8 protein-coding genes are annotated in these 12,667 nt (G+C 54.1%); 7 read left to right on the top strand and 1 reads right to left on the bottom strand.

Going from position 1 to position 12,667, the window contains the following annotated elements; all coding sequences use genetic code 11:
- Positions 1-102: 102 nt before the first annotated feature.
- The 7 genes from yicI to EHV15_RS31005 all read left to right on the top strand — a co-directional run bounded on the left by yicI (position 103) and on the right by EHV15_RS31005 (position 11,575).
- Entirely contained in the window at positions 103-2,421 is a 2,319-nt protein-coding gene (yicI, locus tag EHV15_RS31035) for an alpha-xylosidase (RefSeq protein ID WP_128634660.1), read from the top strand.
- A 223-nt stretch (positions 2,422-2,644) separates the two neighbouring features.
- Positions 2,645-4,351, top strand: coding sequence for a cache domain-containing sensor histidine kinase (locus EHV15_RS31030; protein WP_128635631.1), 1,707 nt, complete (start codon positions 2,645-2,647; stop codon positions 4,349-4,351).
- A gap of 73 nt (positions 4,352-4,424) precedes the next feature.
- Positions 4,425-5,423: an ABC transporter permease gene (locus EHV15_RS31025; protein ID WP_128634659.1), complete on the top strand. Its 999-nt coding sequence runs from the start codon at positions 4,425-4,427 to the stop codon at positions 5,421-5,423.
- Between the two features lie 15 nt (positions 5,424-5,438).
- Complete coding sequence (locus EHV15_RS31020; RefSeq protein ID WP_128634658.1) at positions 5,439-6,344, top strand: carbohydrate ABC transporter permease; 906 nt, start codon at positions 5,439-5,441, stop codon at positions 6,342-6,344.
- A gap of 136 nt (positions 6,345-6,480) precedes the next feature.
- Positions 6,481-8,193 (top strand): ABC transporter substrate-binding protein, encoded by a 1,713-nt coding sequence (locus tag EHV15_RS31015; RefSeq protein ID WP_128634657.1) that lies wholly within the window; start codon positions 6,481-6,483, stop codon positions 8,191-8,193.
- Positions 8,194-8,282: 89 nt separating this feature from the next.
- The gene (locus EHV15_RS31010) at positions 8,283-10,736 is read left to right on the top strand and encodes a glycoside hydrolase family 95 protein (protein ID WP_246061835.1); all 2,454 of its coding nucleotides are present in this window, start codon (positions 8,283-8,285) and stop codon (positions 10,734-10,736) included.
- A 650-nt stretch (positions 10,737-11,386) separates the two neighbouring features.
- Positions 11,387-11,575 (top strand): hypothetical protein, encoded by a 189-nt coding sequence (locus EHV15_RS31005; RefSeq protein WP_128634656.1) that lies wholly within the window; start codon positions 11,387-11,389, stop codon positions 11,573-11,575.
- 146 nt (positions 11,576-11,721) lie between these two features.
- Here EHV15_RS31005 and EHV15_RS31000 read toward each other — a convergent pair whose 3' ends face one another.
- Positions 11,722-12,555 carry an AraC family transcriptional regulator gene (locus tag EHV15_RS31000; RefSeq protein ID WP_128634655.1) on the bottom strand — a complete coding sequence of 278 codons (834 nt, stop codon included), beginning with the start codon at positions 12,553-12,555 and terminating at the stop codon, positions 11,722-11,724.
- Between the last annotated feature and the right edge of the window lie 112 nt (positions 12,556-12,667).

The raw sequence follows: 12,667 nt of genomic DNA, 5'->3' as shown, positions 1-12,667 counted from the left end.
GTCGAATTATGTTAGTTTATTGTGTTGCGTATCAGTATAATGCAAGTATAGAACGTTTTTCACCGTAAAACAATGCGATATGAGGAAGGACGGTATTGAAAAATGAAATTTACCGATGGCAACTGGATGATTCGCGATGGAATTACCTTATCTCCTGCAGTACAAGCTTACGATTTTCAAGTCCAAAACAACACGCTGATCGCTTCCGCTTCAACGACGCCGCTGCGCGGCCGGGGCGACATGATCAATACAACGCTGCTTACGATGCAATTCCATTCCCCGCTTCCCGGCGTGATCGGTGTCAAGCTGATCCATTTTGCCGGCGTAGTGGACCATGGTCCTCACTTCGAGCTCAACGAAGGCGGAGCCCATGTGGAAATTACTGAAAACGAGCAATATGCCGAACTAAAAAGCGGCAGCCTGAGCGTCCGCATCAACAAAGGCCCGCAATGGTCGGTCGATTTCTACCGTGGTGACGAGCGAATTACCGGCAGCCGCTTTAAGTCGATGGCTCATGCAACGGAGTCAAATGGCAATACGTATATGCGCGAGGAACTGGATCTGCGTGTCGGAGAATGGGTATACGGCCTCGGCGAACGCTTTACGTCATTCCTAAAAAACGGCCAGGTTGTTGATATCTGGAACAAGGACGGCGGCACCAGCTCCGAGCAGGCGTACAAGAACATTCCTTTTTACGTCACCAATAAGGGGTATGGCGTACTCGTGAACGATCCGGGGGCGGTTTCGTTTGAAGTCGCTTCGGAAAAAGTGAAAAAAGTGCAGTTCAGCGTTCCCGGGGAATCGCTGGAATATTTCGTGATCGATGGTCCCGAGCCGAAAGACGTGCTGAACAAATACACCGATCTGACCGGCAAACCATCGCTTCCGCCAGCCTGGTCCTTTGGCCTCTGGCTGACCACCTCGTTTACGACCAATTACGATGAAGCGACGGTAAACTCCTTCGTGGACGGCATGGCGGAGCGCGATCTTCCGCTGCATGTCTTCCATTTCGACTGCTTCTGGATGCGGGAGTTCCACTGGACGGACTTCAAGTGGGATGAGCGCGTTTTCCCGGATCCGGTCGGCATGCTGAAACGCCTGAAGGAAAAAGGGTTGAAAATTTGCGTTTGGATCAACCCGTACATCGGCCAGCGCTCCCGCCTGTTTGAGGAAGGCAAGAAAAACGGCTATTTGGTGAAAAAAGCAAACGGCGACGTATGGCAGTGGAACCTGTGGCAGCCGGGCATGGCGCTTGTGGACTTCACGAACCCAGCCGCTTGCGAATGGTTTGCCGGCTACTTGCGCGAACTGGTCGACATGGGCGTCGATTCTTTCAAGACCGACTTCGGCGAGCGGATTCCGACGGATGTCGTTTATTACGATGGCGCAGATCCGGTGAAAATGCACAACTACTATACGTACCTGTACAATAAAGTCGTATTTGAAGTGTTGGAAGAAAAATTGGGCAAAAACGAAGCCGCCCTGTTCGCCCGTTCCGCAACGGTCGGCGGCCAGAAGTTCCCGGTTCACTGGGGCGGCGATTGCTACGCCGATTATGAATCGATGGCGGAAAGCCTGCGCGGCGGCCTGTCGCTCGGACTCGCCGGCTTCGGCTTCTGGAGCCATGACATCGGCGGATTCGAAAACACGGCGCCGGCCCACGTATTTAAACGCTGGCTCGCCTTCGGCCTCCTGTCCAGCCACAGCCGCCTGCATGGCAGCAGCTCGTACCGGGTGCCTTGGGCATACGACGACGAAGCCGTCGACGTCACCCGCTTTTTCACGAAGCTGAAATGCCGCTTGATGCCTTATATGTTCGATACGGCGGTGCAAGCGACAGAGCAGGGCGTGCCGACGATGCGGGCGATGTTCCTGGAATTCCCGGACGATCCCGCCTGCGATACGCTGGACCGTCAGTATATGCTGGGCGACTCGCTGCTTGTGGCCCCGGTATTCAGTGAAAAAGGCGCTGTCACGTATTATTTGCCGGAAGGCAAATGGACGCATCTGCTGACCGGAGAAACGGTGGAAGGCGGCAAATGGCGCAAGGAAAAGCACGATTTCTTCAGCCTGCCGCTGTTCGTCCGCCCGAACTCGATCCTGGCCACCGGCGCAAACGACACGCGTCCCGATTACGATTATGCCGACGGCGTAGAGCTCGGCCTGTATCAGCTGGCCGACGGCGCCGCGGTATCCCGCACGGTGCGCAATGCCAAAGGGGCCGCGGAGCTGAACGTGACGGCATCCCGCAATGGCAACGTTGTAACGCTGAGCGCCGAAGGCGCCGGCAAACCGTTCCGCGCCGCACTGCACGGCATGGGCGAAATCGCCTCCGTACAAGGCGGAACGCTCGCTGCGAACGGAACCATTGAAGTGGCCGCGCTCACCGGCAAGGCGGAGCTGCAAATCACCTTGAAATAATGCTCCATTGTCTATCGCGGCGCCGGAGCACGAGGGTGTACAATTAAACACGGACAGACGGACCGTACGAACGGCCGCCTGGAAATATCCCCTTTTCCCCTTGGCAAGAGGGGATATTTTCCTTTTAAGGAGGTTATTCATTCCTGTGATAGGTAAAATCGTGCAGTTCACGAACAATTTGAAGCTTAAGCATAAGCTGCTGATCTCCTATATCGTTGTCGTGATGATTCCCGTGTTGATTGTCGGCGCTGTCGTCACCTCATACTTCCGCAATCAGGCGATGGACCGGGCGATCGCCCAGACCACCAACAACGTCGAAAGAGTGAAATCGCGCGCGGCGTCGATGCTTCGTGTGCCCAGCGACATCTCGGATATTTTTGTGCTGGATAAAAAACTCGAAGCCCTCGTCACTACCCGCTATCCGTCGGTGCTTGAGCTGACCAAAGCTTACCTGAACTATAACGATTTTCGTAGCTACGTCAGGCAGTACCGGGAAATTTCGGGGATTCGGTTCTATTTCGACAATCCCACATTAATCAACAACCTCGAGTTTATACCGGTCGATGAGCAGACCGCGTCGGCGAACTGGTACCGGCGGGCGGTTTCCGAAAAAAGGATCGGCTGGTTTTATATTAACGACAAAGAGGATGAGGAGCTTCCCGTCCGCAAATTAAGCCTCGTCCGCCAGATTTCGTTTGAAGGCACGCGGAAAAGCGGAGTGCTTATGGTTGTTCTGAATCAGGACGAACTGAACCGGATGCTGCGGCAGGAGCCTTTTGAAACGTTTATCGCCGATGAGCAGGGGTATGTTGTGGCTGCGAAAAACCCGTCATTGGTTGGCACGACGCTGGAATCGCTCGATTTCGGCACCGATTTGCGGGACCTGCAAAAAGGGACCTTCAAGGCGGATGTCGGGGGCGCGCCTTCCTACCTGGTGGTGGATACCTTGCTTCCCGATTCCAGCATGAACGGGCTGAAGATCGTTTCCGTGTTTGCGACGGAGTCGATCGTCAAGAGCGCCAATACGGTCAGCCTTTTTGGAATGGGGATCATTTTACTCGTCCTGCTTATCGCTTTCGTGTTCGTTTATATCGTTTCTTTTTTGACCACGAGCCGGATGCTGCGGTTAAGCCGCCACTTAAACCGGCTGGCGCTCGGGGACCTGACCGTAGTATCCCCTATTGACGGGAACGACGAAATCGGGCAGCTGTCGCGCCAATTCAACTACATGGTCGGCAGCATCAATCAGCTGATGCATCAGGTGGTGGAAAAAACGGAGCAAAACAACGCTTTGGAGCTGGCGCAGCGGGAAATCAAGCTGAAAATGATGGCCAGCCAGATCAACCCGCATTTTCTGTTCAATGCGCTGGAATCGATCCGGATGAACGCGCATCTGAAAGGGGATAAAGAGATTGCCAACGTCGTGCGCCTGCTCGGGAAAATGATGCGGAAAAGCCTTGAAGTCGGCCGGGAATACACGCCTCTCAAAGAGGAACTGGAGATGGTGCGCTCCTACCTGGAGGTCCAGAAATTCCGCTACGAGGACCGCCTGAAGTACGAGCTGCGGATCGATCCGGCGGCGGAGGACATCCGAGTGCCGCCGCTCATCATTCAGCCGCTGGTGGAAAATGCCGTCGTTCACGGCGTAGAGGGCAAGGAGGACGGCGTTAACGTGGAGGTCAGGGTGGAAGTGAAAGAAGCGCTGGTGCATGTGACCGTCAAAGACAACGGAATAGGGATGACGCCGGAGCGTCTGGAGGAAGTGAAGCGTTCCATTTCCGCCGCCGAGGAATCGCAGCGGACGCGGATCGGCCTGCGCAACGTCCATCAAAGATTGGTGTTGTCCTATGGGGAGGAGCACGGTCTTCAAATAGCCAGCACGCCTGGCTCCGGAACGGAAATCACCTTTACAATTCCGGAATATGTCTAATTTTTATATGGTTTTGTTTGAAATCTGTCGGGTATTTCCGTTTTCTCCCTTCGCTTATGATTGAACTATAGAAATGAAGGGGGGACTCGAACCTGTGGAAACGCCGTCATCAAAGCCCGGAACTAATGTAAGCGTTGCCCCAAAGCCGCAAAAGAAGCGGAAAAAAGGTACCTGGCAGACTTTAGCGCAGCAAAAGTATTTATACTTGATGTCCATGCCGTTTGTCATATGGTTGTTCGTATTTAACTATGTTCCGATTTGGGGCTGGACGATGGCTTTTCAGAATTATAAGCCGGCCAAATCTTTTACCGACCAGAAATGGGTGGGGTTCGATAATTTCGTGGAGTTGTTCCAGGACGAGAGGTTTTATCTCGTGCTAAGAAACACGCTGGCCATGAGCGTTATGGGGCTGATTGCAAATTTTATTTTTCCGATCGCTTTTGCGGTGCTGCTTAATGAACTGCGGGGCAAATTTTTCAAGCGTACGGTACAGACGGTTTCCTATTTGCCGCACTTCGTATCCTGGGTCGTTGTAGCCGGGATCATCACGAAAATGCTTTCCAACGACGGCGGGATCGTCAACGAGCTGCTGATGGCGCTTCATATTACCAACGAGCCGATTCAGTTCATGTCGCAAGGGAAATGGTTTTGGGGGATTGTAACCGCTTCCGATGTATGGAAGGAAACCGGCTGGAACGCCATCATCTATTTGGCGGCGATTACGGGGATCGACAAAGAGCTTTATGAAGCCGCACGTGTCGACGGGGCCGGCCGTTTCCGGCAAATCTGGAACATCACCCTGCCGGGGATTCGGACAACGATTGCGGTGCTGCTGATTATGTCGATCGGCCATTTGATCGGCATCGGCTTCGAGAAGCAGTTCCAGCTCAGCAATACGCTGGTTACCGATTATTCCGAAGTTTTGGATATGTATGCTCTGAAGTACGGCATTAATATCAGCCGTTTCTCGTACGGTACGGCGATCAGCATGTTCACTTCGGTTGTAGGCATCATCCTGCTGCTCGCAGCCAATGGCATTATGAAGAAAACGACGAAAGAAAGCATTATGTAGGGGGAGGGAACATAAATGGCAAGCAGAAGCAAAGCGTTTAACCTCACCAGAGGCGAAAAAGCGTTTAATGTTTTCAACTTTATTCTAATGTCGGTCATTTTGATCATCACGTTGTACCCTTTCCTGAACGTGCTGGCGATATCGCTTAACGATTCGACGGATACGGTCCGGGGCGGCATCTATATCTGGCCGCGCGAATTCACCTGGAAAAACTACGAAACGATTTTCGGTTATACCAGCCTGATTCAGGGCTTCAAAAATACGATCCTCCGGACGGTGCTGGGCACCGTGCTTGGGCTGATCAGCTCTTCGATGCTGGCCTTTACGCTCAGCCGGCCCGATTTCAAATCGCGCAAATTCGTATCCACGTTCCTGGCCCTGACGATGTACTTCACGGGCGGCCTGGTGCCGACGTACATGCTGATGCGTCACCTCGAACTGATCGGGACGTTTTGGATTTATATTCTGCCCACTTTGGTCAGCGCCTTTAACGTATTCGTGATCCGCTCGTTTATCGACGGACTGCCGTATGCGCTGCAGGAATCGGCGAAGCTCGACGGGGCCAACGATTTCACGATTTACTACAAAGTGATCCTGCCGCTGTGCAAGCCTGTTTTGGCGACGATCGCTTTGTTCCTGGCGGTGGGCCAGTGGAATTCCTGGTTTGATACGTATTTGTACAACGGCAGCAAACCGCATTTGACGACACTGCAATACGAATTGATGAAAATATTGCAAAGCACCAACCAAGGCGCGAACATGGCCAATGCCAACGATTTGGCCAACCAGATGGCACAGGTGTCGCCGGAATCGATCAAAATGGCGATCACCATCGTCGTTACCGTTCCGATTCTGGTCGTTTATCCGTTCCTGCAGCGCTATTTTGTCGACGGGATGACGCTGGGAGCGGTTAAAGCCTAAGATGATTGGCCCTTAGCCGGTAGACACAGGTCTATATAAGTTGAACTAAAGAAATCCCGAAAGTTAGGCAAGATCAACTTATATAGCCTGTTATACAATACATTTTTTTGAATAAGAATACGGGGGGAAAGAAGACATGAAATGGAAAAGCCCTAAAACTTTCGCGGCGATTTTGCTGGCCAGCACCTTGCTGGTCGGAGGCTGCGGCAACAACGGCGCGTCCGGCGGGTCCGGGGCAAAAGGTGAAGCGGGCGATGCTACGAGCCCTGTCACCTTTACATTTTTCGGCGCTGACGCCAGCCCGAACTGGAACAATATGCAGGATGAAGTGGGGAAAGTCATAACCGAAAAAACCGGCGTAACGCTCGAAGCCGAATTCGACGTGGGCAGCGGCGGCGGCGACAACAAAGTCGCCTTGATGGCGGCGAGCGGCGATGTGCCTGATCTGATTTTTGCCAAAGGGAATTTGTCCAAACTGGTGGATGCCGGCTATATCGTGGATATGACCGATCTGATTGAGGAGCACGCGCCAAACATTAAGAAGATATTCAGCGAAAATATGAACCGCCTGAAATACAGCAATGAAGACCCGGCGATTTATTCGCTCCCGACCAACGTTGGTGTGGACCAGCAATATTTTGATGCCGGCGGCGGGTTTGAAATTCAACAACGCGTCCTGAAAGAGCTCGGATATCCGAAGGTAAACACAGTGCAAGACTTTGAAAACGTCCTCAAGCAATATGTGGAAAAACATCCAACCACGGACGGACAGCCGACGATTCCGCTAACGTTGAACGCCGACGATTGGAGAATCATGATCACCGTTACGAACCCGGCGTTTATCGCTACGGGCGCTCCGGATGATGGAGAATACTACGTGGACCCGCAGACGTACGAAGCGAAGCTGCACTATAAACGTCCGGAAGAAAAGGAATATTTCCGTTGGCTGAACCACATGTACAATGAGGGTCTGCTCGATAAAGACACGTTTGTGCAAAAAGACGACCAATACAAGGCGAAAATCGCCAGCGGCCGCGTGCTTGGCCTGATCGATCAGGAATGGGGTTACATGGATGCCGAAAACGCGCTGAAAACGGCCGGCAAAGACGAATACACATACGCGCATTTCCCGGTCACGTTAAGCGAAGAGTATAAGGACCATTCCTTCCAATCCGCCGGCGTTGATGGTTACGGCATCAGCATTACGACCGCATGCAAAGATCCGGTGCGGGCGATTAAATTCATCGACTGGCTTTCTTCCGATGAAGGCCAGGTCCTGGTAAACTGGGGGATTGAAGGCAAACACTACACGGTCGATGAGAATGGCAAACGCGTCATTCCGGCCGAGGTTGTAGACCGAAAAGTAAACGATACGACGAATTTCACCAAAGAGACCGGTCTTGGCAATCCGGACGGCTTGTACAAAATTTTTGGCGCCCGCTACGGAGACGGTGTTAAAGATCCTTCCGGCAATTATTATACGACCAACTTCCCGGAACAAATTGTAGAGAACTACTCCGAAGCCGAGAAGGAAACGTTGAAAGCTTACAACGCTACCACCTGGAAGGATCTGTTTCCGCAGGAAGACGAGTTCCCGGATAAAGAATGGGGCGCGCTGTACAACATGCCGGTTCCGACCGATGGGGACTATCAGGTTATTTTCGAGAAAACAAAGGATATTGTCCGCAAGCGGATTCCGGAAGCCATTTTGGCTAAGGAAGCGGACTTCGATAAGGTGTACGATACTTTCCTCGCCGAACTGGACAAAGCCGGAGCCGCGAAAATGGAAGCCGAATATACTGAACTCGTTAAGAAGAGAGTCGCGTTGTTCACCGGCAAAGAATTGTAATAAGACAGAACGAAAAGGCCCGTATCTTCATCGGGCCTTTTCTGCGGATTTATCGTAAAATCTAGGAGTGTACAAAAAATCGGGAGAAGGTGGCCAAACTGGTACGTTCAGCAGAAGCCGGATGGAAATTATGGTACAAACAGCCCGCATCGCGTTGGGAGGAAGCGCTTCCCATAGGCAACGGGCGAATCGGCGGAATGATCTACGGCGGGGTCTGGCAGGAGCTTATCGCTTTAAATGAAGATACGCTCTGGTCGGGTTTTCCGCGCGATACGCAAAACTATGATGCGCTGCGGCATTTGAAAAAGGCCCGGGAACTGATATTTTCCGGGAAATATAAAGAGGCTGAGCAGTTGGTTGAAGCCAAAATGGTCGGCACAGGGACCGAAGCGTACCAGCCGCTGGGCCATTTAAATCTGGAGCTGTTGGAAGATGTTCCGGAGATTTCGGATTATCGGCGGGATTTGGATTTGGACGCGGGTGTGGCGACCGTTTCTTACCGGCTTGGCGGGACGGCCTATACTCGCGAGGTGCTGGTCAGTGCGGTGGATCAGGTGCTTGCGGTACATATCAGCGCTGAAGGGGAGGGGACAATCGACCTTTCCGTGTCCCTCGATTCTCCGCAGGTGTTTCGTTCGGAAGCGCTTCCGGGACAAGCGGGAATCATCATGAGAGGGCATTGCCCCAGCCATATTGCCGACAATTACCGCGGCGACCACCCGCAATCCGTATTGTATGAAGAGGGATTGGGGTTATCCTTTGAAGCGCATGTGCAAGCGCTGACGGAAGGCGGGACCGTCGGGGCGGACGAGTCCGGCCGATTGATCGTCCGCGGAGCGCGGAAGGCAACGTTTTTGCTGGCCGCGGCTACCGACTTTGCCGGTTATCAAGCGATGCCGGGAACGGGGATGGCTGAAGGCGAACTTGGCGAAAAATGCAGCGCTGTTCTGAAGGAAGCGGCTTCGCTTGGCTATGAGCGGCTGCGGGAAAGACATACCGCGGATCACCGCGGATTGTTCCGCCGCGTCGAGCTGCGGCTTGGGGGCGGGGAGCCTTCGGAGCTGCCTGCCGGCGAACGGTTTGAGGGCACGGAGCCTGCGGAGTTTCCTGTCTCTGAACGGCCTGGGAGCACGGAGCCTTCGCAGTTGCCCACCGACGAGCGGCTCGAAGCTTACCGCGGCGGAGCGCAGGATCTAGAGCTGGAAGCGTTGTATTTTCAGTACGGCCGCTATTTGCTGATGGCCAGCTCCAGGCCGGGAACGGAACCGGCCAATTTGCAAGGTATCTGGAATCCGCATATTCAGCCGCCCTGGAACAGCGGGTATACGACCAATATCAACGCACAGATGAATTATTGGCCGGCGGAGGTGGCCAATTTAAGCGAATGCCATGAACCGCTGTTCCGGCTGATCCGGGACCTGAGCGACACGGGGGCGAGAACCGCGCGGATTCATTACGGCTGCCGGGGATGGACGGCTCACCACAACGTCGACCTGTGGCGTCAATCGACGCCGACGGACGGCCAGGCCAATTGGGCGTTTTGGCCGATGGGCGGCGTATGGCTGTGCCGCCATCTTTGGGAGCATTACGAATTTACGAGGGATGATGAGTTCCTGCGGGAGACCGCCTATCCGCTGCTGAAGGGGGCGACGGAGTTTTGTCAGGACTGGCTTGTTGTCGGCCCGGACGGACTGCTGACTACGGCGCCGTCGACCTCGCCGGAAAATCAGTTTTTGACGCCGGAGGGCGAGAAGTGCAGCGTATCCGCAGGAACGACGATGGATTTGACGCTGATTCGCGAGCTGTTTGCGCATACGATTCGGGTGGCGGAAATTTTGGGCGTGGATGAGGAGTGGCGCCGCGAGCTGGCGGAAATGGCGGAACGGATGGCGGGGCCGCAAATCGGCCCGGACGGCAGGCTGCAGGAGTGGAGCGAAAACTTCAGCGAAGCGGAGCCGGGACACCGCCACGTATCGCATTTGTACGGGCTTTATCCCGGCGATTCGATTACGGTGCGGGATACGCCGGAGCTGGCGGAAGCCGTGCGGAAATCGCTGGCATCCCGCATCCAAAACGGGGGCGGCCATACCGGCTGGAGCTGCGCTTGGCTGATCAATTTGTACGCTCGTTTGGGGGACGGAGAAACGGCGCACCGGTTCGTGGAAACGCTGTTGTCCCGTTCGACGTATCCGAACCTGTTTGACGACCATCCGCCGTTCCAGATCGACGGCAATTTCGGCGGGGCGGCGGGGATCGCCGAGATGCTGCTGCAAAGCCATATGGACGGCATCGATTTGCTTCCCGCGCTGCCGAAAGCCTGGGCGTCCGGGCAGGTCCATGGCTTGCGGGCGCGCGGCGGATTTACCGTCGATATGGCCTGGGAGGGCGGCGGCCTCTCATCGGCCTGCATCACGTCTGCCGGCGGCGGATGGTGCACGGTGCGCGGCCTGAACGGACGGCGCGTTCATCTGCCGGACGGAAGCACCGCTGGAGATGGGGAACGCTTTTGGACGGAGCCTCACGCGGTTTATTGGATTAAATAAAGGGATGCAGGGTTCGCACCTCTTGAAGGCAAATCCGCGTTGCTATTGACGGTAGAATCGCAAATGCACAGCAGAAATGAAATTGCTCCTTAAATAACGTTGAACGCTGGTGACGACAGATTTCTGCGCATGAGGCTAACGCTCTAACGGACCTGGATGACCTTATTTGCCTGAAAAGACGTAGAATTCACTTCTAACGGACAGGAGAGCCGTTATTTGCTCTAAAGAGGCTTGAAATATGCGCATAAGTGCCAAATAAGGTCTGTGGTGTCCGTTACATTTCGAAAACTGTTGATTTTGCCGAAATAACGTCGCTGGTGTCCGTTAAGGATTCTCTTTATGGCCAAAGTAGCCTACTAGCTAGCATGAACCGAACAGTTGCAAATCTACAGTTGTTTGGAAAAATCGGGGCATCGTGCGGGGAATACCTGCATTTTTTGCAGTATTGCGCCTGCCGGAAATCTAACGGTTGTAGCAGCGGCTATTTTACGGAAAATGACCTTTTCTAGATTCTAACGGTTGTGAGCGCTGTTATTTGCCCTAGTCGAGGTGAAAATAGCCCGGTTTTAGTGAAATAAGCTCTACGGCAACCGTTAGAGTTTGAAATTGGCGTTTTTGGAGCAAATAGCGGCTGTGGCAACCGTTAGAGTTTGTTTTTTGGTCAAAAACGATATGTTGCCGCATCGCTGGCTGCCGGAACTGCTTGGGCATCGTGCCGGGCCGAAATGGCGATCGGCGGAACTTGGTGTGTGTACGCCCGGCCAAGCTTTATGGCGATCGGCGTTACTTGGGGCGTTTACGCCGGGGCCGCGCTTAAGGCAACCACCAGCTACACCTAAGGCACCACCAGCTACACCTAAGGCACCACCAGCTACACCTAATGCAACTCCGGCCACAACCGAAGCAACCACCTGCTGCACCTAAGTCAACTTCAGCCACTACCGATGCGACCATCGGCTACATCTAAGGCAACCACCGGCCACACCTAATGCAGCCGCCGGAACTGTTGCGGCGTCATGCTGGTATGCTTGCGGAACGTGGCGACGAAATGGCTGGCGTCGCGGAACCCGGTTTTGCCGGCGATGGCGGCCACGGTAACTCCCGGTTCGCCGGCCAAATGCTCTTTCGCTTTATGGATGCGCATTTGGGTGAGATAAGCGTACGGGGATACGCCAAGTGTATGCTGAAACAACTTGCTTAAATGGCGCCCCGACATGCCGATGACATCGGCCAGCTGATCCAGGCCGATGTCGGGGTTGCCGTACTCCTGCTCCATCCAATGGAGCAGCGGGGCCAGCTTCTCCATATTGCGGGAGACGGACATGTTGCTGGCTTGCCCGAATTTGCTGAGCATGCCCAAAAAACGGTAGGTGCCGGCCGACGTCTCCAGGCCGAACAGGTCGGTGCCGCTGCCGACCTTGTTCAGCATTTCGCCGAGCAGCGGGACCAAAGGGGCCTCCGGGTCCCAGCGGAACAAGGCGGAGTCGCGAATGCCGAAGGCCGACAGAATCGCCGCGGCGGCCGCGCCGCCGAAGGTTAGATAATACGTTGCCCAGCCGGCGCCCCGCTTCGCCTCATAGGCATGGGGCATCCCGGGAGGCAGCAAAACGCCGCAACCGGACGGCAACACTACGCTTTCGCTGCCGTAGGTAACCAGGCCTTCGCCTTCCTCGGTTTGCAGCCAATGATAATAGGGATATCCGTTCGGGCGGGTGATTTTTTCCTGACTCGGATTGTAACCGATGCTCTCCACAAGAAGCGGAAGATCGGGGTTGGCGGCGGGAGAAAAAACAAAACGGGTAAACGCGCGTGCGCTCATATTTTTCCCTCCTGGGATGAGTTCCACATTATTATATATCAAAACAATAATATTATATATAAAGCGGATAAGAAACTTTCTACAATGGAGATATAATTATATTACTCTCTAA

The sequence above is a fragment of the Paenibacillus oralis genome, assembly GCF_003863965.1.
GTDB lineage: Bacteria > Bacillota > Bacilli > Paenibacillales > Paenibacillaceae > Fontibacillus > Fontibacillus oralis.
The sequence above is the reverse complement of the archived record's forward strand: the minus strand, read 5'-3'. Positions and strand labels throughout refer to the sequence as shown.